Here is a 23,180-nt window from a genome sequence, read left to right as displayed (position 1 = left end):
GATTTTTATGAAGAAACTCTCTGTTATTTTTTGCACATACAATAGAGACAAATATATATACAAAGCAATAAAAAGTGTTGTCGATCAGGACTACAACCCCGACAAATACGAAGTATTACTAATAAACAATAACAGTACGGACAGAACTGAACGTATCTGCAAACAGGCTATTCTTGACTTTTCAGGAGTGGATATCCGCTATTTTGACGAAACCAATCAAGGATTATCTTATGCCCGCAATCGTGGAATCGAGGAAAGCAAAGGCGATATTATTGTCTTTGTGGATGATGATGCTACGGTTTTTGAGCCGGACTATCTTTCATCTATTGACAGATTTTTCGATAATCATCCTCAAGCCGGCGCATGCGGAGGCCCTATTATTCCCGTATACGAAAAAGCCAAACCTTCGTGGCTTTCGCATTACACCGAGCAACTTATCGGAGGGGCATTGTATATGGGGAAAAAGACCAAGCCATTCGAGAACGGGAAATTTCCCGGTGGAGGAAATTCTGCCTACCGGAAAGAAGTTTTTCAAAAGTATGGACTGTTCAACGTGAATCTGGGAAGAAAAGGTTCGGGACTGATAGGAGCCGAAGAAAAAGATTTGTACGACCGTTTGCGAAAAGGCAATGTTCAGTTTTTCTATTTGCCCGAAATGGGCATATACCATTATATTTCCGAGAAAAAACTGACATTCAATCATTTCAGGGAATTGACCTATTCGATAGGTAAAAGCGAACGGATCAGAACAAAAGGGGTATCGGAAAAAGAATACAAAGGCAGGATATTGTCCGAGTTGAAAAAATGGCTGGCGTCGTTTGTTTTGTTCTTTTTCCACATTCTCACCTTTGCTCCTCACAAAGGATGGAAACTGCTTCAATTCCGGTGGTATGTAACTAAAGGCCTTCTGGGAAAATAACATTATCAAAAACGCTCCGGGGGATGAATTATTCTCAGAAAATAAAAGAATATGCTGCTAAGATAGGATTCGATGCCTGTGGAATATGCCGGGCCGATGAGGTTAGCCCCGAAGTTGTAGAACACTATGAAAAATGGCTGGAGAGTGGATTTCATGCCGGAATGAGTTATCTGGAAAAGAATCCGGACAAACGTTTCGATCCATCGTTGCTTGTCGAGAATGGTAAATCTATCGTTTGCGTTGCACTGAATTACTATCCACAAACAAAACAAAAAGAAGATGTTCCGCAGTTTTCTTATTATGCCTACGGAAAAGATTATCATGATGTAATGAAAACTCGTCTTTCTGTTTTATTTGAAAATATAAAACAGATCATGCCAACTATATCGGGACGGGCATTTTGTGACACTGCACCCATATTAGAACGCTATTGGGCGGCAAAATCGGGAATAGGCTTTGTTGGGAAAAACACATTACTCATAATCCCCCGAAAAGGGTCTTTTTTCTTTTTAGGCTTTTTGATACTTGATGCCGAGTTGAATGAATACGATTCTCCTTTAAGTATCAATTGCGGAAAATGCACGAAATGTTTGGACGCATGTCCTACCAAGACAATTGAAGCGCCTTATTTGGTTAACTCCGAAAAATGTATTTCATACCAAACAATTGAAAACAAAGGAGATATTGACCCGTTGATAAAAAAACAGTTGAGCAATCATGTTTACGGATGCGATATCTGTCAGAAAGTATGTCCGTGGAACAGGTTTGCCCAACCTCATAGGATAGAAGAATTTATCCCTAAAGAAGAGTTCCTCAGATTGGATGCGGAAAGATTGAAAAATCTGAGTATCGAAGATTATCGCTCCATTTTCAAAGGCTCGGCAGTTAAAAGAGCCAAATACGAAGGATTAATGCGGAATATAGATGCAATAACGGTATAAAATGAAGGGGTGTGACTAATGATTTTTTTTGGCACACCCCTTTGTTTATTTTTAGTCGGGTATGTTCTACCAACTCTAAAAGCTCTGAATTCTCAAGGCATAAAAATAACCATCTGTTACTGCTACTCTTGTATCAAATTCGGTTCTGCTGGAGTTATTTGAAACCCAGACAGAAACATCCATAGTAGAGGTCACGTCTAGTAAGAAATTGACCGGCACAAAGGCCTGATAAGATGGGGCTGGTTCGGGCAAAGCGGCAGCATGATAAAGATATGCATTTGTATCATTACGCCTTAAATGTAACCATGAATGGAGGCTGGTATCTGGTACTTTACCCACCGTTAAACGTATATTTCTTGTTGTTATCCCTGCAAAAATAAGCCATTTACCCGGAGTTAGCCTCAGCGGCGTTGTGGTTATATTAGTAGGAGCACCCCAGTTCCCTGATATTGAATCCGAAACGGTCAAGCGTCCCTCCGTTAAATCCAATGGACTTCCCCAGCTTCCATTTCCATTTGCATCCGATATCAGAACCTTACCTACCGATTGTGTTCCGTCTTGCAGGCGAAAACCGCCTTTTGCAGTTGAAGATCGGATATCAACCTTCGTCTGTGGCGCATTCGTCCCTACACCCACATTCCCACTGCTGTTGACGATGACATCGTCTGCCACATTCACATTCCCGTTTGTGTTTTTTTTCGCATCAATGTGAAATACTCCTTGTGGCGATTCCGTATTCACACCCACCTGTGCTTTAATTGCCGTAACGGCTAAAAGAATGAATAAAATTAAACTGCTCTTTTTCATAAGTTCTTAATGTTGTTTGTTGTGTTGTTTTTATAAATAATATGAATCGGTTGTTCTTATTCGACGTTTTCCGGGTGGAGTAAAACCCCACCCCTACACCTCACTCTAACCCTGCTCTTTTGGAGGGGCTTGCTCCCTCTCCTCTTGGAGAGGGCCGGGGTGAGGTCGGTCGCCGAGAAGTCAAGGCATCTGCAAGAGACGCGGCAGTAAAAAATAGGTCGAAAAAAGAACGTTTTGATCATAGTTTACCTCACTTTCGTTTCAGTCCGATTGAAAATCGACAATAACGTTAAACTCCTGATTGTCTGACTGTTTTGTACCCGTCACTTACTAAGTGACGGGTGGGTATTTTAACTATTGTTATATACTTGATTAATAGATGAATATGAACTAGAAAATAAGAATTTCAGACATCTCGTTTAACAAATAGTTCTTTCTCCGTGAAAGCAAAATAGCCATCCATTATAAGCAACTCACAAACAACTATTTACAGATAAAAAGAGAATGTATCATTTTTATTTTTTGTTAAATATTCGTTAAACACGTACATACTTAAACACTTAGACAACAATAGAAAGATGAAATTCGATAGCATAAACCTGAGGTCCGGCATCTTGTTCGAAGAATTAGAGAAAGGCAAACTGTGGACTTCCAGACAAGACAATTGCAGGATTATATTAGTCGTAAGCGGCAAGTTGAAAGTCTTCTTTACGAGAGACAAAAACGAAAAGTTTTATGTCGATGGATTATTCTTTTTGCCTGCCGGATATAGCTTATCAGCCGAAGCGTTGAGCAAGTCTTTAATAGTATCGATTGATATCTCCGATGAAAATCACCTATACAATAACTTCAGGATAAAAGAATCGAAATGTATTGACAAACAAGGAATAAGCCATTTGTGTTTCAACCATATAATGAATGCCTACATAAATTCATTACTGACTTACAGAGATAAGAATGTAGATTACAACCTCCTCGCCGAAATTAAAGTTAAAGAGTTGATATACATACTCAAAGCATCTTATACAGAGGAGCAACTCTTCAATTTTTTCTGTACATACCAAACAAACGACTCCTTCTTTACGGAACGGGTGAGAATATTATCTTATAACACAAAGAATATAAAAGAATTAGCCTACAAAACGAATTACAGTTATTCGGGATTTAACAAAAAGTTCAGAAAAGTTTTCGGAACAACTGCCTATTCGTGGCTCAAGAAGCAAAGGACAAATATGGTGTATCACGATATCTATCACACAGACAAAACCTTGAAACAGATCTCGACGGATAATAAATTCTGTAGCTTGTCTCACTTCAATGAATTTTGCCACAAAAATCTGGGGAAATCGCCCTCCGAAATCCGACGGAAAAGGAGTTTGGAAAATATCAATAAAAAACAAAGCTCCGTCACTTAGTAAGTGACAGAGCTTTGAGCATTATAAGTAACTAAAGTACAAATATACGCAAATTATTATTGTAAACAAATCTCTTCCTGCTTTTTATTGCAAACAAAAAGATTGTAAGTTATTTTAGGTGTTTGTATGAGTTAAAGAAATATTCTTAACTTTGATGCGCTAAAAAAATCATTAAATTTTACAATTACCTAAAAATATAACTTTGTATATGAAAAAAATTTCATTCTTCATTCTCATTGCCGCATTCATCTGCATGACTCCGGCTTATGCCCAAAAAGGGACAAAAAAACCAAGCATTAAAACAGAACTGGACTCTCTTTCTTACGCTTATGGAGCGGGTATTGTGGAGCAAGGACTGGAACAATATCTGAAACAACTGGGTGTGGTGAGCGATACTACCGAGGCTGTCAACAAAAAGAATATCACTGCTTTCAAGAAAGGAATAAATGCGTTTTTTGCGGCTAAGACAAAAGATGAAATGTATAACAAAGGCTTCTCGTTTGGATCTCAATTGAGCCAGATGTCAGACAATTTCGGGCAAATCACAGGTAATGAGAAAGATCAGATGAACGTAAGTCTTTTCCTCTTAGGTCTTGAACATGCACTAAATAAAGAAAGTGTCATCATTGAAAATCCGGGAGAGCTGATTCAAAACAAATATACTGCTGCTCAGGACAAAATAAAAGCTCGACGTGAAGAAGAAGCTAAAGTGAAGTATGCATCGAACATTGAGGCTGAAAAGGAATTCTTTGCAGAAAATAAAAATAAAGAAGGAGTGATCAGCTTGCCTAACGGACTTCAATACAAAGTGATAACTGAAGGAAACGGCCCAATACCTACCACTTCTGATAAAGTGAAAGTACATTATCATGGAACATTGCTTGACGGCACTGTGTTCGACAGCAGCGTTGACAGAGGCGCACCAGTTGATTTCGGTGTAACTCAGGTGATTAAAGGATGGACAGAAATATTGCAGATAATGCCTGTCGGTTCTAAATGGATTGTATATATTCCGGCTGAATTGGCTTATGGATCAAGAGAATCAGGACCTATCCAACCTTATTCTGCATTAATATTCGAGATAGAATTGATTGACATCGAAGGAAATACGACAGAAATTGAGGTTACGCCCGTAGAAGCAGAATAAAATTATACGATAAACCTAAAAGAATAGCTGACCTGTGATGAGTGTCAGCTATTTTCATTTTTATATCGTTCTTAGAATGGATAACCGATAGCAAAGTGCCAGGCAAAATCGCGTCCGAAGTTTGGACGGTAAATAACCCAACGGTCGTTCGTGTCCCTCTCCGGATCGTAAGCCTTCATCCCGAAGTCGAGCCTTAACAACAAGAAGCTGAGGTCGAACCTGATCCCCAACCCATAAGACATAGCTATTTCCCGCCAAAATTCGGAGAACTTGAACTGCCCTCCCGGTTGCGATTCGTAATTACGGATAGTCCATATATTTCCGGCATCAACAAAACCTGCAAATTCGATAAAATCCGAAGCCTTTGCCCGGTATTCCAGATTCAGATCGAGTTTTATATCTCCCGTCTGATTCACAAAATCGTCCATCTGTTTGTTCGACTTATACGAACCCGGACCAAGACGCCGTGTGCTCCAACCTCTCACACTATTTGAGCCTCCTCCAAAATATCGCTTCTCGAAAGGCAACACCGTCGAATTGCCATAAGGCGAAGCAACCCCTATGGCTGCCCTGTATGCCAGAGAATTACGATTGCGGAAGGTGTGTGTCTGAGAAAAACTCACATCTCCTTTCACATATTCGGCATAAGCGATTCCGAGAATCATTTGTTGCCCCAAATCATTTTTCTTCTGACTGTGAATTAAAGACACAAGCCGGGGAAGCACTCCGGCAATGTCTGCCCCAAAACGCAAGGTATAACTGTTGCGCACCACCCTACCCGACCTGTCATTCCAATTATAAACCAGAGAATACCCGCTACGCGATATCAACTGGTCTTGATACATAGCTTTCAGCATCGGATTGGAGTTAGCGGCAGAATCGCTTAAATAGTCATTCTTGAATTGATCCGAGATCCAAGGCATACGAACATAGTTAATGTCGAGGAAGTCGAGCGAATGGCTCAACCGGTTGCGCATGGTAGACCATCTGTATGTAATGGTGGCATTGAAAAACTGCCTTATATATTCCGAGCGGTGCTGATTATTCAACCCGACAGAGAACTGTGTACTTGAAGACGGCTGTTCACGCCAGCTTTTTTTCAGAAATGGAAATAGAAACTGAGGAAACGACAAACCTATGTCGAAACCATATTCGTAATAATTATTGAATGCTGCGCTATTCTTCGATTTTGTTACAAACTCGTATGCGCCTTTCAGTTTCAGGCTGAGGATTTCCCCTCCATTAAATAGATTTTGGTGCTGATACGAAACACTGGGGGCAACTCCCAGGTCGCCCGCCGAATTTGTGCCTTCCAAGCTCAACTGGGTCCAGTGAGCATTTGCCGGAGCCAACGTTATATTCACATCCAGCATTTTTGTAGTATCGGTAGGCAATGGTGGCGACGGGGTTATGTTTATATTTGTTTGCTTCACTGCACTCATCCCATTAAATGCAGTGAAGGTGTTTGAATACAACCAATCGGAATAACGCCTGCCCGGACGCAATAAAGTATTCCGGTAGAGCGTGGAGTTGCGCAAGAAGTTGTTAGAACCTTTTATTATGGTCATTCCCCGGTATGATGTTGTATCGGTATTTTCAGGACTAAAAACCACATTATTGTCTTCGCTCATCGGGTCAAAACCGCTTTTTATTGTCACGGTTCTCACATTATACCTACGAAACGCCAAGCTATCTTTTTCAGGATACAGAGACAGATACAGGTCTACCTGATTCGAATTCAAGGTAGTATCTGCCTTGTAATATAAATATTCCTTCGAAAACGAATAATAGCCTATGTTGCGAAATAGTGATGTCAAGCTCACCCTTTCATCTTCCAGTTTATCCTGATCGAACAGTTCTCCCGGACGCACCGAAGACCTCCTACGGTTATACATAGACAACACCCGCATCATTTGCTTTGGTATCTGAGCCGAATCCAGCTCATATTTTCGGATTGTATACGGTTCCTTTGCAGTGATGTTATATGTCACAGATATATTTTTGTCTTTTACATTCAGAACAGTATCAACTTCTGCGTTTAAGAAGCCTTGGTTGGATAGTTGTCTCTGTATTTGCTTTGCCGAGATGTTGGTTAGTCCGGGACTATAATAAACAGGCGCCTCACCTATTTTTCGTATTGTCCGAGTAAGCCACTTGCTCGAATCCTGACCCGCCATATTGTATATGCCAAGCCTTATCCTTCCCAAAAAAGAAAGGCTTGAGTTGGGCAATTGCCGGAGATAAGATTCCATTTCCACATCATCTATTCGCTTGTCGTCCGATTTGATATCAACATTCTTCAATAGATATTGACCTTCGGGCATGTTTTTGGGAGTAACACACGAATAAATGATGGAACATAGCAGAAATATATACAGAGCTTTTTTTATCATCGAAAAACGGTTAATATATCATTATATCGAAAAATCTTATTTGAGTTTTAAGTATCAAAAAGCATTGGTTAATATTCAACATCTTGCGGGTGAAGTAAAACCTCATCCCTACAAATATGGTCGGTATAGTTTTTAATCAATATTATTAAATATAAACTCCATTATACTTCGGAAACAAAATTACATGATAAATTCAATTTAACACATAAGAATGAGTTATACTTCTCTCCATTATAACCCTTTTTAATGAATTTGGTTTAAAAATTTACACTAAATTTGCACCTTACTATTCATCAAGATACAATTTTCTTATGGCAGGAGCAGGCATGAAAGGTTTGGCTAAAGACACTGCAATCTACGGATTGAGCAGCATTGTCGGACGGTTCCTCAACTGGTTGTTAGTACCTCTCTATACAAATATATTTACCGATACGGGCGAGTATGGCATTGTCACAAACATCTATGGCTATGTTGCCTTTGCTGTTGTGATACTTACGTTTGGCATGGAAACAACTTTCTTCCGCTTTATCAATAAAAATGAAGAAAGGGCTTCTACGGTCTATTCCACTACCCTCATCACCTTAGCTTCAACATCGCTGCTGTTCCTGTTCATTTGCTTCAGTTTTATAAATCCCATATCGTCGTGGATGAAATATCCCGATCATTCCGACTATATCCTCATCATGGCTGCAACCGTGGCAATTGATGCTTTTTGCAGCATTCCGTTCGCATACCTGAGATATAAGAAAAAACCTATACGCTTTGCTTCCCTAAAGCTGTTGATGATATTCTTAAATATCGCCCTGAATATTTTCTTCCTGTTGGTTTGCCCTAAAATTTATGCGTCAAATCCTGACCTCATCAGTTGGTTCTACAACCCAAGCTATGGCATCGGCTATATTTTCGCTGCCAACCTGATAACGTCTTTAGGTACGCTTCTTCTTCTGATACCCGATCTTACAGGCTTCAAATACAAGTTGGACTTTCCGCTGCTGAAAAGCATGCTGAAATATACCTTCCCGCTGCTTATATTGGGCATTGCGGGAGTAATGAACCAGACAGCCGACAAAATTCTGTACCCCTTCTTGTTTTCCGACGAAAAAGAGGCTCTTCGCCAATTGGGTATTTATGGTGCGTGTGCAAAAATAGCAGTGGTGATGACCATGTTCACTCAGGCATTTCGTTATGCGTACGAGCCGTTCATCTTTGCCCAGAACAAAGGTAAAGACAACAAACTTTCGTATGTCATGGCTATGAAATATTTTGTCATCTTCGGGTTGTTCATTTTCCTTGCGGTAATGTTCTATTTGGATATCATCAAATATTTTGTCGGAAAATCTTATTTCGAAGGGTTGAATGTGGTATCTATTGTGATGATGGGTGAAATTTTCTTCGGAATTTATTTCAATCTTTCACTTTGGTACAAGTTGATAGACAAAACACACTACGGGGCAATTTTTTCAATTCTTGGCTGTGCGGTAATCGTTGCCATAAACATAATATTCGTACCCCGGTATGGCTATATAGCCAGCGCATGGGCATCCTTCTTCGGAAACCTTGTGATGATGCTTATATCTTACTTTTTCGGGCAAAAGTATTATCCCATTGCCTATAAAATCAAAAACATGTTGTTCTACCTCATTCTGGCATCATTACTATTTGCAATTGCATGGCTGGTAGAAATAGATGCCGACTGGCTGAAATTCTCATTCCGGACATTGCTGCTTGCCATTTATGTGTATATCGTTGTAAAAAAGGATCTTCCCTTGTCGGAATTTCCCGGAATCGGGAGATTCGTAAAGAAAAAGTAAGCAAACTGAATAAACATCATATCGAATAAAACGTTATTTAGATTAGTTACGAGTTATTCGCACCAATATTTGTTGCATTCGGCATGACAAAATATTGATGATGTACCCTTACGAAACGAACATAAAGAATTCTAACAATTCAAAATTATAATATGAAAAAAATTTTATTCTCCCTTTCCATGCTCCTCGCTCTATTTGCCCTGAAAGCAGATGAGGGGATGTGGATGTTGAACGAACTGAACCGCCAAAGCGCAGCCCGTATGCAAGAGCTTGGCTTTACGTTCCCTATTGACAGTCTTTATAGTGAAGAAAACCCGTCGCTGAAAGATGCGGTAGTAATTTTTGGCGGTGGTTGCACAGGTGTTGCCGTGTCAGATCAAGGATTGATTTTCACCAATCATCACTGCGGATTCGATGCCATACAGGGGCATAGTTCGGTAGAACACGACTACCTGAAAGATGGCTTTGTAAGCCAGAGTAAAGAAGAAGAACTTTACACAGAAGGATTAACCATAAAATTTGTCCGCAAAACAGAAGATGTTACCAATCTGGTAATCGGCTCATTGTCCGATACTTTGACCGAACAGGAAAGGGATAAGCAAATTGAACTCACTATCGAAGAGATAACCTCGAAATACAACTCCGACGATTTCACGCAAGCCATTGTATTGCCCTTCTATTCAGGCAATAAATACTTTCTGGTGATTTACGATGTATTCAAGGATGTGCGCATGGTGTTTGCTCCGCCTTCATCCATAGGGAAGTTTGGCGATGAAACAGACAACTGGGTGTGGCCCCGCCATACAGGCGATTTCTCGGTTTTCCGTGTGTATGCCGACAAGGATAACAAACCGGCCAATTATAGTGCCGACAATGTGCCTTACGTACCTAAATATTCCGTTCCCGTATCTCTGAAAGGATATCAGGAAAATGATTATGCCATGGTGATGGGATTTCCCGGAAGCACAGAGCGTTACCGCTCATCGTGGGGTATCAGGCAACTGGTGGAAAGCGAGCATAAACCACGAATTGAAGTGCGTGGCGAAAAGCAAGCTATCTGGAAAGAGGCCATGAATGCCGACGATGCCATTCGCATAAAATATGCGTCGAAATATGCCAGAAGTTCCAATTATTGGAAAAACGCTATCGGGATGAACGAAGCTATCCGAAAACTTCATGTTGTTGAAGACAAAGAGGCACTTGAAGACAGGTTTGAGAGATGGGTAGCGGGCAATGGCGAAAGATCGGAAAAATACGGTAATGCACTGAACTTGATGAAAGCCGGATATAAGATGACAATGGATTCAGAAAAAATATTCACTTATTTCATCGAGACTTTCGTATCCGGAATCGAGATCGGCAGATTCGGTGCCAGCTTTATATCTGTGAAAGGAATGGATCAGGACGAAGCCGAATCATACATCAACAAAAGGCTAAAAACGGTTTATAAAGACTATGAACCCGCCCTCGACAAGAAAGTTATGCCCGTGTTGCTGAAACTATATGCCGATAGAGTGCCGAAGGAGTATTTGCCGGAGGTATACAACACGATCAATAAAAAATTTAAAGGGGATTATAATAAATATGCCGACTGGGTTTTCAGTAACACAAAATTCACAGATTTGGATCAGGCTATCGAATTCACCAAAAAGGCAAAGGAAAAAGACTTTCAGAAAGATCCGGTCATAGAACTTGCGGCTTCAATAAACCTGATGGCAGAGAAGTTTAATCCTGTTTTTGCAGAATATTATCCGTCGATAACGAAAGGCGAGCGTTTATTTTTGGCGGGATTGATAGAAATGCAACCGGATAAGGCGTTCTATTCCGATGCCAATTTCACCCAACGCCTGACGTACGGCTCTGTGAAAAGCTACAAACCTGCCGATGCTGTTACTTATGACTATTATACTACAACAAAAGGTATATTTGAAAAAGAAAAACCGGGAGATCCTGAATTTAACGTACAGCAATACATTCTGGATGACCTCAGAACCCAAAACTGGGGACAATATGCCGACAAAGACGGCTCCCTGCATACTTGTTTCCTTTCCACAAATGACATTACGGGAGGAAACTCAGGCAGTCCTGTTTTCAACGGTAAGGCCGAGTTGATTGGTTTGGCTTTCGACGGCAACTGGGAGTCGCTAAGCGGAGATATCACTTTCAACCCCGAGGTTCAACGCTGTATCAATGTGGATATCCGTTATGTAATCTACGTAATTGATAAGGTTATGAACTGTCACCGATTGGTAGAAGAACTGAAATTCTCAAAATAAAACACTGATTAAATCAACTAAACAAAAGGGTGCGTCAGTTGAGACTCTTTCTGACACACCCCTTTTCATCACTTCTTTCTTACATAAATCAATATTTCATCACACTGATATTGTGATTAACCGGTAGTATACATGAATTTATTTTGACGCGCGCAGATTGACTTGTAACCGTTTGCGCTCCATTGCTGACTATAGCCCGATAATAAACTACTCCGACTTTTTGGTCAGTAATAGTATAATTTTTTGAAGTAGCACCCGTTATGTCTGACCATGTGGAATTATCGAAACTTATTTGCCACTGGTATGCCCCATTCATCAAGCTGAAATTAAATATCATTGCTTTTGCCTCACCTATACATACATCTTGTGCTTCGGGTGTAATATTGTCCGGTATCTTTGTCACAACAACATACACTGTTGCCACATCGGAAACCCCATTACAATCTATAATATATCTGAAAGCATCTATACCCTCATACCCTAGAGCCGGAGTATAAATGAGCTTTTTATTAGCGTCTATTGTCACCGTACCATGTTGAGGCAATGCCGAGTTATCTAAAGACAAGGATATATTTGAAACACCGCATGACCCTAAATCGTCATTTGCCAATATATCTATTTTTACGGGTAAACTGCTAATTGCACCCGATGATGTGGACGTATAATCGTCAACAGCATCAACCGTTTCAACTACACAATTTACCTTAAATGTAGTAGTAAGAAGCTTTTCAGTACCCGAAGAACTAACCACCCTCATTGTTATTGTATGCTCTCCATTGCTCAGATTCGGGATACTCCACAACAGCTGATCTTGTACGGTAGTCTGCTCAACACCATCAAGCGACCATCTCACATGACCGGGAGCTGTGCTGATATCGCTCTCATCTATCAGCCCCTTAATTGTATAAGGTGCATCACAAATTTCTTGCCCATCAATATCCTGGAAATGAATATTGTTTACATAAAATGCCGGAACCAAATCACGGGCAGCAGAACCAGCCAAATAATAATAAGACTCGTCGGACCCAAGTCCATATCCTAACACAATCAAACCAGCCGGATTGGAAAAGGTATACGACGTTTCGCCGCCCGCTGTCAATGGAAGAGAATAATATGAATGACCTGAAGCCACATTATCGGCCCATGTGCCTCCCGTCAAAGATTGCAATGCGCCGGAGCCTAAAGCCACTTTTGTTTCGTTCTTTGATGCAGTAGGGGTTACGATTAACGCATAGTGCTCCCTCAGCTGAGTTGCCCCTGTTGGGATAAAGGGGGCGATAGTTGTACTCTCTATCGATTGTTCGAAAGGAGGAATCCAAGCCTCGGCAGGGTCTCCTTTTTTATCAGGGGTATCGCCCGATACATATCCCCCCGTTTCTTTGGCGTAAACATTTCCTACAAAATAAGAACATACGGCGATCGGCTTATTTGAAGAGATATAACATCCGTTTGTTGACGAAGTAACATCCAATTCTACAAATTTACCGGCATTTAGGGTCAAAGAACTAGACCCGCCTCCGTCCGTTTTTATAGTACCTCCAACCTGAGTGATTACTGTATTGTTTTGTGAAGCCATAATCCTGACCCTTTCTATTTTACGCAAAGATACAGGCACCAGAAATTTATTTCCCCACGCATCTATAGGCATCAGTTGCTGATACAAAATATCTCCGGCTGCCTTACCTTTAGGTATAAAAGCCAATGTGTTTGTCACAAAATGGGCTATCGGTTTACTGGCAGTAATATATCTGCCCGTAAGGTCTATCGTATTTGATGTAGCATAATAGCTGTAAACCTGCCCTTTTTGCAAGGTTGCTTTCAAAATTTTATTTTCATAAATAGCTGTATTATTTTCTGTTGCAATAACAGTATAGCCATCGTGATAAGCAGCTGCATTGATGTTGGATGCGTAAGATACCTGATAGTATCTGGTACTTAACCTACTCACGGGTAGTATATTGGTGGCATCTGCTGCCGCCCAATATTGGTGCAGCGCATAAACCGAAACAGGACCCGACGATTGTATCCGTATCGATTTGTTCGAACTGCCCGTAGTAGCTGAATAGGCAAGGGGTCTTTCCGTGGCTGACAGGTCTCTGGTAAAAACACCTCCTGCCGGTACAGAAAAAGACTCGGTAGTGTTTGTTTGCGTAAAAGTGATAGTACCTGTTACTGCTTTTGATGCTACTATTCTTATCTGTAAAGTAAGATTCGGGTCTGCCGCACCTCCAAGATTGTTAGAAGTAGCACTACCATTTGCCCCAAAGGACACCCAGAAATCGGTACCCTCGGTACTTGCGCTAGTTGCTTGTTGTGCAAATAATCGCCCACCGCCAACAAAAAAAAGGAAGGCAATCGAAAACAAAATATATTTCTTCATACTTTTTGCATATTTATTTTTTTATATAGAAACCGTCTAGACTTTTTCGTTTTATTCAATTTTGTCATCCTGAGAGTATCGAAGGATCTGTTTTTTAGATGTTTCACTACGTTCAACATGACAAAAACTCAAAAATTAAGTATAATTTAAAAAGTCTAGATGACTTCATAGTTTTATCGGATCGGATATCATTAACATTCTCAATAACAAATCAATAAATACTATATTCTTGTTACTCTTTTACAACAAAAACTACATTCAGATACGAGCCGGGAGTAGTGTTCAACGACTTAACCTTATAAGTCATAACTCCTGAATTGTTTATACTAACTGTGTCGAATATGTCTGTGTCGTAATAGGTAACTACATAATCAAGCTGATCGGGAGTATACAATACTCCTGGTCCGGCAGACGGAACTACATTTAATGAAGCGTTGTTGCTTACAAATGTAGAGTTGCCCGCCTTAGTAAACTGTTTGCGGTATTCTTCATACAGGTTCACTGTGCTTGTTGCCCCCACCGAGCCTAATCCTATATTGAATGAAGGGATGTAGAAATAACGTTCGGCCGAAGCTCCGCTGTTGTCATCCTTTACTATTACCCATTGTGCTCCGTCCCAAACATAAATTCCTTGTTTGAATCCGTTTGTAAGTGACAGATTATATACCATCAGACCTGCGTGTTTGATCATAGTTAATGCTTTGTTTCCGGCACTCCATTCGGTAGCCGTTGTTGCGATAAACGGCTCCAGGGTCCCCGTGTTTACGAGTTGAACACGGGGCAACCCCAAGCCTCCAGTTCTGGATGTTACGTTCGTAACATCAGTTACTGATGTAGGATTTGTAGTTTCCTCACTTTTAATTTCGAGCAATGCTGCCTTGGCTGCAGGATTGTCCGAACCTACCGTCACTTGTGCATTTATAGATATATTTACGGTAAATATCATTAATATAGCGGCCGCTATTTTCATTTTGGTCTTAATATTCATAATTGTATCTGATTTTATTATTTTGTAGTATCTATCTGTTTTATTCACCTCAAAGCTCCTTAATCGGGTTTTGGAGGAATCTCGTCGTCAGTGATGGTATAAAAATGTATATTCGGGTTGACAGGGACAACACACGAGTTGACATTAATATTTAAATATTGCAGGCTGTTTTCTAATTCAGAACCATCAGCCCTGTATGCTCTTACAATCAATACATACAGATTCGGCCTTTTGTATGAATGAGACTGGGTATATGTATTTGTGCCTGCCAAAATATTGTCAACTTCATAGGTTGTGCCATCACCAAAATCCCAAACAACCTTATCCACCTCATTGGTTCCAGCACCTTTTACAATTTCTACTGAATAGGTATTTAAAGATTTTATACAAATATCCTGTGCTCCCTTCAATTCGTTTATGCTCAAATCGGACTTTTCGCTACTCTCAAAATTCCAAACGTTTGCTTCTTTTCGGGCATTCAGATTTGTAAGGGTTATCAATAGACTAAATAGTAATATTATTTTTTTCATATGTTATCGCTCTATTTCTATTTTACAATGAATACAATGTTCATGAAAGAGGTGGGTCCCGGATCGTTATCCAACACCTTATAAGACATAATGCCGTTATTGTCAATACCGGTTACCCGAACAATGCTATCGTCATAATAGATAACAGCATAGTCAAGTTCGGTCTTCGCATACAAACGACTGCTTATAGGTGATGGTATGCGCGCCAAACTACCATTGTTTGAGCGGTATGTTGCGTTGCCCGATTGGGTAAACTGACGGGCATATTCCCCATAAATATCGTAGGTTTCATCCGGCCCGCTACCTGTTATCTTGGGTAAGGGCAAATTGAAAGCCGGCATATAAAACCAACGCTTATTGTCTTTGCTTTCCGAATCTACACCAGTCTGGCTCCACTTCTCCCCATCCCAAACATAAATTCCCAGATCGAATTGTTTGTCCGTATCCGTAACAGAAGATGGACTGACATAGATATTATAAACCATCAATCCGGCATGTTTACGTTTGGTTCTATTGATATTTGCAGCATTCCATTCGGTGGCAGTGGTTGCGATGAAAGGCTCTAGCGTTCTCAGGTTAACTAGCCGTACGCGCGACAATATCAAACCTCCTGTTTCGGCTGTTACATTGTTTGCGTCAGTAACCGATACGGGTGCAGTTGCTTCTCTGTCTTTTATTTCGAGAAGGCTGGCCGGCGAAGGTGGTTCACTGGAGCCAATAGATACCTGTCCCGATAAATTCAATGCGAAAGCAGCCATCAGAAACATCGGCAGCAATCGCCATATTGCTTGTTTGTTCATTATCTTTTAGTTTTGTTGAGGTTGTTTAGTTTGTTTTGTAATGTCATTTTCTGTTGTTTAAAAAAACACATTTAGTCGTAAGCCTTTTAACATATCTGTCACTTATTAGGTGACAGATGTTGTCTTTTTGCGTATACAAATCAACTTGACAAAAGTAAATTAAAAAATATTGGTCTGATTCCATATATTAGTCCTGAACTTCCATATTTTTATCCTCTCGGTATCATTTTGATATCGTTTGCATACATGTGTTAAAAAAAGCGAGGCATAAACTAAGGAATACACCTTATGTTGGTGGAAAGAGTAAAATCGAGGCCAATTCACATCCCCTCCCTTTTGCGGAAATTCTGTTAATACCCTAATTGTAATAATTTTAAGAATAAGATCGTTAGTGAGGCTGCCCCGAAAAGTTTATACAAGGCAGCAATGAATACCCTGACAAAGGGTTGAGTTTTTTATTCTGTTTTATCCGACAAGATTTTTTTTCCTGATTTCGCTAGGAGAAGACCCTAACTCTTTGTGACAAAAGCCATTGAAATGAGACAAAGATACAAAGCTGTAATCTATACTTATTTCTTTCAGACTCTTGTTTGTTGTGCTCAATTCTTGAAGAATCATCTGTGCCCGTTGTGTTTGCATCCACGAATAGGCCGAAACTCCGAATACCTTTTTGAAACGCTTATTGAAACCTGAGTAGCTATAATGCGTTTGTTCGGCCAACTGCTGCACTGTTCTTACTTTTCGGAAACAAAGGTATATCTGTTCACGGAAATGAAAGTCGTCGGTCAAATACAGTTCCATAAACGACTGCACGTCTTTTTTCTCGTAAAAATTACTTAATATGTAGAAAAATTCCGTTGTTTTTATTTCCATCAAATCCTGGCTGTTCATGCCATTACGCAGATATATATCCAACAGATGCAGAAAATCTGTCATCATTTTATTGAGGGATAAAACAAAAAATGCAGGATCTTTACTTTTTTCATCATCTTCGTTACGGAGGTTTTCTATCGAGAAATTGCTATACAGGTGCAACTTATTACCAATAGATATAGTGAAAAAGGTACTATCTTCTAATATTTTTGCAATAAAATCGGATTTGGCAGGTACTAGGAAAAAATTACCGGTGCAAACCATTTCATCTTCAAAATGCGCAAAAGAACAACTTAATTGCCCTTCTTTTACAATGACAACCTGACTTTCCTTAAGGTTCAATTTCCAAACCTGCCCTTTTTTCACAGAAACAGTTTCGATTGAATATTTTTCAGTTCCGTCATTATGAAAATTATTCTGGGTTTTATCGTTTAAATAATCCATATTATCTATTATATATAGCTAACAAACTATCAATATGTGGCAATACTCTTTCGAGAAAATGGATAGCCAGCTATAAGGATACTATCTCAGTTTGTATAAATTTGTATCTAATTATCAATCTTCGTCGCAAATATATGCAATATTTGCTATATTAGTGACAGTTATATAAAATTTAACTTCTGCACCCTCTTCCCGAGCTTCTTAATACCTAATCAGAAAATCCTTTTCGGCTGTTCGATTCGTTTAGAAAATCAATCAATGGAAACATCAATCGAAATCGAAAAAGAATTATCTGAACAATAATTATTCCTAAAATAAAGGCAGAGCCTCGGCCACCACAAAATTGCTCCCCCCAATAAAGATCAGATCTTCTGGTTTTGCATCATCCAAAGCCGCTTTTATAGCTGTCTCTACGGTGGGATAGACCTCTCCTTTCAGACCTGACTTTTCGGCTTGTTGTTGCAATTCAACTTCGGGCAATGCTCGCTGTATGGCTGCACGGGTGAAGTAGTAAACGGCATTTTTAGGCAACAGAGCCAACACCTTTGAAATATCTTTATCATTCACCATCCCAAGCACGATTCGTAAAGCAGCATATTTTTCCGATGCCAGTTGCTCGGTTATATATCCAAATCCGCCGACATTATGCCCCGTGTCGCAAACTATTTTTGGGTTATTTTGCTGTATGATCTGCCACCTGCCCATCAAGCCGGTCAGCTCTACCACCTCGGAAAACCCTGAATAAACGGCAGAGTCAGCGATATTGACACCTGATTTTTGCAATTCTTGAATTGCACACAATACGGTTGCCGTGTTCTTTATCTGCGCCAGTCCGCCAAGTTCACCTTTCAGGTTGGGGTATCTTTCGGTTTGATATATCCACGAACCATCCGTATCTTTCCCTGTGGAAATAATCGGGTTATTATCTTGTGCAAAAACGATTGGGGCATGTTCCTTTTTAGCTTTTTCTTCAAAAACCTTGCGGACTTCTCCCTCAGCTTCTCCAATTACGACGGCGATTTGCGGCTTTATGATTCCTGCCTTTTCTCCTGCTATTTTTTCAAGCGTATCACCCAGAAACTGAGTGTGATCGAGACTTATATTCGTAATCACCGAAAGCATGGGGGTAATTATATTCGTACTGTCTAACCTGCCTCCCAAACCAACTTCAACGATAGCTATATCGACCTTCATATCAGCAAAATAGCGGAAAGCCATCGTCATGGTCAGTTCGAAGAACGAAGGGTATATCGGCTCGAAGTTCTCTTTATGATTGGCTACAAAATCAACGACATATTGCTCCGAAATCTTTTCCCCGTTTATGCGTATCCGCTCCCTGAAATCTACCAGATGGGGCGAAGTGTAAAGACCTACCCTATATCCCGATTGCTGCAAAATTGCCGCCAGAAGATGCGATGTTGAGCCTTTTCCGTTAGTTCCGGCAACGTGAATGGTCTTGTATTCCTTGTGCGGACAATTGAAATATTTATCCAGAGCCAGACTGTTGTCCAATCCTTCTTTGTATGCGCTTCCTCCCACATTCTGATAAACAGGCAGGCGATTGTATAGGTATTCTATTGTTTCCTGATAATTCATTTTAAATGAAAAGTAAAAAATTGCCTTATAGTAGCGGTGTAAACATTCGCATTACAGATTCAAAAAAGCGTTTGGAACGAGATCTTTTTTCCCATTCCAGAATATCTATAAGCTTTGTGTCTAACAGATCCTTGTAGAAGATTTCTTTTGCCTGCAGTGCAGTTTCTTTACTATATATAAATGCGTCTATTTCAAAATTGTGCTCAAAACTGCGTACATCCATATTTGCCGAACCCGAAATGACCAGATTGTCGTCAATCACCATCAGTTTCGAGTGGAGGAATCCTTTTGTGTAAAGATGTACTTTCACTTTGGCATTCAGCAGGTCTTTTATATAAGACCATGTGGCGATCTGCACGAACGTCGTATCGGATTTTTCAGGGATCATTATCCTGACATCAACACCGCTCATTGCCGCCGATTGAATGGCCAGTAGCAATATATCGCTGGGAATGAAGTATGGGGTTTGGATATACACATACTCCTTTGCGTTGGTTATGGCATGAAATATGCCTTGCAGTATCTCTTTGAATTCGCCCGTGGGACCACTTGTTGCAATCTGCATCAGACTGTCACCTTTGGCTTCAAGAGCCGGGAAATATTTATTTGCCGATAAAAATTCGGAACGGGAGGCATACCAGTCGGTCACGAAAGAAGTTTGCAGTCCGTGAACAGCTTTTCCTTCCACTTTGAAGTGGCTATCGCGCCATACTCCGTCTTTAATACCGTTGATATATCTGTCGGCAACATTCATTCCACCCATAAAACCGACCTTTCCGTCGACGATGACCACTTTCCGGTGATTTCGGTAGTTTACACGGCTCGTAAGCAAAGGAAACCGAACTTTGAGGAAGGCATCTACCTGTATTCCCTCATTTTCCATTTCTTTGTAGAATCTATTTTTAGCTTTCCACGAACCCACATCGTCGTAAAGAACCCTGACTTCAACTCCTTCTTTTGCTTTCCTTATGAGTAAGTCTCTTACTTTGTGCCCAATTTCATCATCCATAAATATATAGTACTGAAAATGGATGTGGCTTTTTGCTTTCTCCAATTCTTCGAAAAGAGCCTGAAACTTGCTTGTTCCGTCGGAGTAGAACGTTATTTTATTACCTCCGTATAACGGGCTGGTTTTTAGCTTGTTCAACAGATTTACGAGATTCTTGTATTCGGCGGGAGGGTGAGCCGTTTCCAGCATGTCATATCTTTCTGCTATCCTGTTTTTCAGCTTCTTGTACATCTTTCGGGAGATGAGCCTTTTCTTCCGGTGATCTTCGCCGAAAAACCAATAAATGATAAGTCCCACCAATGGCAGCAAGAGCAGTATCATAACCCACGAAATGGTTTTCAGGGGATTTCTGTTTTCGGAAATTACGACAATAACCACCCCAATTGCTGTAATGATATACAGCAATTTGAAAATATCGAACAGGTTATTTGTCGTAAACAGCAGCATAATTATTCCCAAATTTAGCTTTTTTCTAACAACCTCAGAATATCTTCCCTTATCACAGACCTGTCCCACGAGTAGGTGGTGTCTGTATTGATAAGATATTCAACAATTTCGAGGGCTTTCGACAGCGAATCTTTGTTTCCGTCTTCTTCGAGGCACTCGTATTCTACAACCAACAGTCTGGCATATTGTTCCGAGAGTTCGTAATCGCCAATCTTCTCCAGAATATCGTTTGCCGTATCTGTTAGTTTTATATCGAAGTTCTCGTAAAAGAACTGGAATCCACTAACCAGAAGCTGTGTTTTCTCAAGCAAAGAAATATGTTCCTTTTCGTTGGTGAGTTTATGCAACTTTGCGAAAAATTCTTCTATCAGCCGTTGCAAGTAATCTTTTTTTCGTTGTTGAAATGCCATATTCAATTCTTTTTCCTGTCAATCACATAACATATTATCGCCCCGATGGTGTAGCAAATTATATCGTACCAACTGAATGAAGAGCCTATAACCACTCTCATCACTTTGTTATCTTGCATACCCAAAACTTCCACCAGATTCATATATTGCCCAAATTCAACAGAATATGCGAAAAGCAGTAAAGGAACAATCAAATACAGGGGTTTTGTTTGGATGAACGATTTACAAAAATAATACATCAGCACAACCACCAGAATGTCACCTCCGTAGGGACGGATAAAATTGTCGTTTACGAACAATGCAATCAGAACCTCTACTACGAAAATCAATAGGAATATGAGGAACGATTTAAAATCAAATCTTATTTTGGTTGCATTTCTATTTTCTGTATTTTCCATCCGATTCGTCTTCTATAATATTCAAGTATGATTTGTACCGGCTTTCACTGATATAATGATTTTCTACGGCTTCCAACACGGCACAGCCGGGTTCGTTTATGTGCATGCAATTATTGAAGCGGCAATTGTGCGAAAACTTAAATATTTCGGGAAAATAGTGACTTATTTCTTCGGGTTTCATATCAACGGTTCCAAAGCCTTTGATGCCCGGCGTATCTATAATGAAACCTCCTTCGGGAATTTCCAACATTTCGGAAAAAGTGGTGGTATGCATGCCTTTTCCGTGATAGCCCGATATTGCAGCCGTTCTTTGTTCTGCATCGGGTATCAGTATATTGATAAGTGTAGATTTGCCAACTCCGGAATGACCGGAAAATAATGTGATTTTGTCTCTCAGTTTTTCTTTCAGCACGTCTATGCCTTCATTGTTCAGAGCCGATATTTTGTAGCATGGATATCCGATATAATCGTAAAGATTGATAAGCGCATCCATATATTCGGTTTCGTCTTCATCGTATATATCCACCTTGTTGAAAACAAGGCTCACAGGAATGCGATAGGCTTCGGCAGAGGCGAGAAAGCGGTCGATAAAGACAGTTGTTGTGATTGGTTTGGTAACAGTCACCACAAGGAAACACATATCCAGATTGGCAGCTATAATGTGAGACTGTTTAGACAGGTTGGACGATTTGCGTATGATATAGTTCCTTCTGTCATGAATTTCTGTGATAACTCCTGTGCCATCCTCATTCATAATATAAGATACGCTGTCGCCCACCGTAATGGGGTTTGTGCTTTTAATATCTTTCAGTCGGAAGTTACCCTTTATCTTACACTCAACATTCTTGTTGTCGTCTGTGCGAACAAGATACCAGCTACCTGTATTTTTTATTACCAGTCCATTCATCTATTTTAGTTACAAGTTGACGAGTTACATGTTACAAGCTACGAGTGATATGTCTATTCTACTCGTAACTCGTAATTATTTCGGAAGACGAAGTAACTCATAACTGATGTTACACTGTCATTATTTCTTTTTCTTTTGCGGCAAACAGTTCATCAATTTGTTTGATATACTTATCGTGAATTTTCTGAACACTTGCTTCCGAATCTTTTGCCACATCTTCGGGAGTTCCGTCTTTCACCGATTTTTTGATTGCGTCGATAGCGTCACGGCGAGAATTGCGCACGCTGATTTTTGCATCTTCCGCTTCTTGTTTCGATTGTTTTACCAACGCCTTACGACGTTCTTCCGTTAATGGCGGGATAAGCAGACGGATAACCTCGCCGTCATTGGCCGGATTCAATCCCAAATCGGAATTTATGATGGCTCTTTCAATCTCGGCAAGCATGTTTTTTTCCCAAGGCTGAATGGCTATTGTTTTTGCGTCGGGTGTATTGATGGAAGCTACTCCGCTTAGTGCGGTTTGTGAACCGTAGTAATCTACCTTTATTCCGTCCAGAATGCGAGGGTTGGCTTTCCCTGCACGTATGTGAGCCAAAGATTCTTCTAAGAACTCAACTGCTGATTGCATTTTCTCCTCAGCTTTTTTTTCGAATGCTTTTACGTCTGACATATCAGTAATTTGTTTTTTT

Annotated in this window: 19 protein-coding genes; 6 read left to right on the top strand and 13 right to left on the bottom strand. The window is 40.2% G+C overall.

Features of this window, described 5'->3' with window-relative positions; all coding sequences use genetic code 11:
- Window positions 1–7: 7 nt before the first annotated feature.
- Window positions 8–919 (top strand): glycosyltransferase family 2 protein, encoded by a 912-nt coding sequence (locus D0T56_RS09960; RefSeq protein WP_163319999.1) that lies wholly within the window; start codon window positions 8–10, stop codon window positions 917–919.
- A gap of 23 nt (window positions 920–942) precedes the next feature.
- Window positions 943–1,860 (top strand): tRNA epoxyqueuosine(34) reductase QueG, encoded by a 918-nt coding sequence (gene queG / locus D0T56_RS09955; protein WP_163319998.1) that lies wholly within the window; start codon window positions 943–945, stop codon window positions 1,858–1,860.
- 75 nt (window positions 1,861–1,935) lie between these two features.
- On the opposite strand, the gene D0T56_RS09950 is transcribed toward queG, so the two are convergent.
- A complete protein-coding gene (locus D0T56_RS09950; protein WP_163319997.1) occupies window positions 1,936–2,667 on the bottom strand; it encodes a hypothetical protein in 732 nt (243 codons plus the stop codon).
- Between the two features lie 578 nt (window positions 2,668–3,245).
- Between D0T56_RS09950 and D0T56_RS09945 the strand changes: the two genes are divergently transcribed.
- Both D0T56_RS09945 and D0T56_RS09940 read left to right on the top strand, forming a co-directional pair.
- Window positions 3,246–4,082 carry an AraC family transcriptional regulator gene (locus tag D0T56_RS09945; protein WP_163319996.1) on the top strand — a complete coding sequence of 279 codons (837 nt, stop codon included), beginning with the start codon at window positions 3,246–3,248 and terminating at the stop codon, window positions 4,080–4,082.
- A 208-nt stretch (window positions 4,083–4,290) separates the two neighbouring features.
- Window positions 4,291–5,229 (top strand): FKBP-type peptidyl-prolyl cis-trans isomerase, encoded by a 939-nt coding sequence (locus D0T56_RS09940; RefSeq protein WP_163319995.1) that lies wholly within the window; start codon window positions 4,291–4,293, stop codon window positions 5,227–5,229.
- Window positions 5,230–5,300: 71 nt separating this feature from the next.
- Here D0T56_RS09940 and D0T56_RS09935 read toward each other — a convergent pair whose 3' ends face one another.
- Window positions 5,301–7,622, bottom strand: a complete 2,322-nt coding sequence (locus D0T56_RS09935) for a BamA/TamA family outer membrane protein (RefSeq protein WP_185153871.1) — start codon at window positions 7,620–7,622, stop codon at window positions 5,301–5,303.
- A gap of 311 nt (window positions 7,623–7,933) precedes the next feature.
- On the opposite strand from D0T56_RS09935, the gene D0T56_RS09930 reads away from it, so the two are divergent.
- Together D0T56_RS09930 and D0T56_RS09925 are read left to right on the top strand one after the other, a co-directional pair.
- A complete protein-coding gene (locus tag D0T56_RS09930) occupies window positions 7,934–9,433 on the top strand; it encodes a lipopolysaccharide biosynthesis protein (protein WP_163319994.1) in 1,500 nt (499 codons plus the stop codon).
- 152 nt (window positions 9,434–9,585) lie between these two features.
- Window positions 9,586–11,709: a S46 family peptidase gene (locus D0T56_RS09925; RefSeq protein WP_163319993.1), complete on the top strand. Its 2,124-nt coding sequence runs from the start codon at window positions 9,586–9,588 to the stop codon at window positions 11,707–11,709.
- Between the two features lie 88 nt (window positions 11,710–11,797).
- Here D0T56_RS09925 and D0T56_RS09920 read toward each other — a convergent pair whose 3' ends face one another.
- The 11 genes from D0T56_RS09920 to frr all read right to left on the bottom strand — a co-directional run bounded on the left by D0T56_RS09920 (window position 11,798) and on the right by frr (window position 23,161).
- Window positions 11,798–14,089 (bottom strand): Ig-like domain-containing protein, encoded by a 2,292-nt coding sequence (locus D0T56_RS09920; protein ID WP_163319992.1) that lies wholly within the window; start codon window positions 14,087–14,089, stop codon window positions 11,798–11,800.
- 232 nt (window positions 14,090–14,321) lie between these two features.
- Window positions 14,322–15,077 carry a hypothetical protein gene (locus tag D0T56_RS09915; protein ID WP_163319991.1) on the bottom strand — a complete coding sequence of 252 codons (756 nt, stop codon included), beginning with the start codon at window positions 15,075–15,077 and terminating at the stop codon, window positions 14,322–14,324.
- A gap of 59 nt (window positions 15,078–15,136) precedes the next feature.
- Entirely contained in the window at window positions 15,137–15,607 is a 471-nt protein-coding gene (locus tag D0T56_RS09910; RefSeq protein WP_163319990.1) for a hypothetical protein, read from the bottom strand.
- 17 nt (window positions 15,608–15,624) lie between these two features.
- Complete coding sequence (locus D0T56_RS09905; RefSeq protein ID WP_163319989.1) at window positions 15,625–16,407, bottom strand: hypothetical protein; 783 nt, start codon at window positions 16,405–16,407, stop codon at window positions 15,625–15,627.
- A 465-nt stretch (window positions 16,408–16,872) separates the two neighbouring features.
- On the bottom strand, window positions 16,873–17,724 hold the full coding sequence (locus D0T56_RS09900) for a helix-turn-helix transcriptional regulator (protein WP_163319988.1): 852 nt from the start codon (window positions 17,722–17,724) through the stop codon (window positions 16,873–16,875).
- Window positions 17,725–18,033: 309 nt separating this feature from the next.
- A complete protein-coding gene (locus D0T56_RS09895; RefSeq protein ID WP_163319987.1) occupies window positions 18,034–19,320 on the bottom strand; it encodes a folylpolyglutamate synthase/dihydrofolate synthase family protein in 1,287 nt (428 codons plus the stop codon).
- 25 nt (window positions 19,321–19,345) lie between these two features.
- Window positions 19,346–20,776, bottom strand: coding sequence for a cardiolipin synthase (cls, locus tag D0T56_RS09890; protein ID WP_163320013.1), 1,431 nt, complete (start codon window positions 20,774–20,776; stop codon window positions 19,346–19,348).
- Between the two features lie 14 nt (window positions 20,777–20,790).
- Window positions 20,791–21,186: a hypothetical protein gene (locus D0T56_RS09885; RefSeq protein WP_163319986.1), complete on the bottom strand. Its 396-nt coding sequence runs from the start codon at window positions 21,184–21,186 to the stop codon at window positions 20,791–20,793.
- A gap of 2 nt (window positions 21,187–21,188) precedes the next feature.
- A complete protein-coding gene (locus D0T56_RS09880) occupies window positions 21,189–21,584 on the bottom strand; it encodes a DUF2809 domain-containing protein (protein ID WP_163319985.1) in 396 nt (131 codons plus the stop codon).
- Entirely contained in the window at window positions 21,565–22,491 is a 927-nt protein-coding gene (rsgA, locus tag D0T56_RS09875) for a ribosome small subunit-dependent GTPase A (protein WP_163319984.1), read from the bottom strand. Before rsgA ends, D0T56_RS09880 begins: the two co-directional genes overlap by 20 nt.
- A gap of 109 nt (window positions 22,492–22,600) precedes the next feature.
- On the bottom strand, window positions 22,601–23,161 hold the full coding sequence (frr, locus tag D0T56_RS09870; protein ID WP_163319983.1) for a ribosome recycling factor: 561 nt from the start codon (window positions 23,159–23,161) through the stop codon (window positions 22,601–22,603).
- Window positions 23,162–23,180 lie beyond the last annotated feature (19 nt).

It is taken from the genome of Dysgonomonas sp. 520, assembly GCF_010501095.1.
Lineage (GTDB): Bacteria > Bacteroidota > Bacteroidia > Bacteroidales > Dysgonomonadaceae > QVMP01.
Note: the sequence above shows the minus strand (reverse complement) of the source record. Positions and strands in the feature narration are given on the sequence as shown.

Coding starts and splice junctions, on each gene's coding strand:
- cls (WP_163320013.1), bottom strand. CDS start 20,776: ATGCTGCTGTTTACGACAAATAACCTGTTCGATATTTTCAAATTGCTG.
- D0T56_RS09900 (WP_163319988.1), bottom strand. CDS start 17,724: ATGGATTATTTAAACGATAAAACCCAGAATAATTTTCATAATGACGGA.
- D0T56_RS09925 (WP_163319993.1), top strand. CDS start 9,586: ATGAAAAAAATTTTATTCTCCCTTTCCATGCTCCTCGCTCTATTTGCC.
- D0T56_RS09940 (WP_163319995.1), top strand. CDS start 4,291: ATGAAAAAAATTTCATTCTTCATTCTCATTGCCGCATTCATCTGCATG.
- D0T56_RS09910 (WP_163319990.1), bottom strand. CDS start 15,607: ATGAAAAAAATAATATTACTATTTAGTCTATTGATAACCCTTACAAAT.
- D0T56_RS09885 (WP_163319986.1), bottom strand. CDS start 21,186: ATGGCATTTCAACAACGAAAAAAAGATTACTTGCAACGGCTGATAGAA.
- D0T56_RS09905 (WP_163319989.1), bottom strand. CDS start 16,407: ATGAACAAACAAGCAATATGGCGATTGCTGCCGATGTTTCTGATGGCT.
- rsgA (WP_163319984.1), bottom strand. CDS start 22,491: ATGAATGGACTGGTAATAAAAAATACAGGTAGCTGGTATCTTGTTCGC.
- D0T56_RS09930 (WP_163319994.1), top strand. CDS start 7,934: ATGGCAGGAGCAGGCATGAAAGGTTTGGCTAAAGACACTGCAATCTAC.
- D0T56_RS09915 (WP_163319991.1), bottom strand. CDS start 15,077: ATGAATATTAAGACCAAAATGAAAATAGCGGCCGCTATATTAATGATA.
- D0T56_RS09880 (WP_163319985.1), bottom strand. CDS start 21,584: ATGGAAAATACAGAAAATAGAAATGCAACCAAAATAAGATTTGATTTT.
- D0T56_RS09960 (WP_163319999.1), top strand. CDS start 8: ATGAAGAAACTCTCTGTTATTTTTTGCACATACAATAGAGACAAATAT.
- frr (WP_163319983.1), bottom strand. CDS start 23,161: ATGTCAGACGTAAAAGCATTCGAAAAAAAAGCTGAGGAGAAAATGCAA.
- D0T56_RS09920 (WP_163319992.1), bottom strand. CDS start 14,089: ATGAAGAAATATATTTTGTTTTCGATTGCCTTCCTTTTTTTTGTTGGC.
- D0T56_RS09950 (WP_163319997.1), bottom strand. CDS start 2,667: ATGAAAAAGAGCAGTTTAATTTTATTCATTCTTTTAGCCGTTACGGCA.
- D0T56_RS09935 (WP_185153871.1), bottom strand. CDS start 7,622: ATGATAAAAAAAGCTCTGTATATATTTCTGCTATGTTCCATCATTTAT.
- queG (WP_163319998.1), top strand. CDS start 943: ATGAATTATTCTCAGAAAATAAAAGAATATGCTGCTAAGATAGGATTC.
- D0T56_RS09895 (WP_163319987.1), bottom strand. CDS start 19,320: ATGAATTATCAGGAAACAATAGAATACCTATACAATCGCCTGCCTGTT.
- D0T56_RS09945 (WP_163319996.1), top strand. CDS start 3,246: ATGAAATTCGATAGCATAAACCTGAGGTCCGGCATCTTGTTCGAAGAA.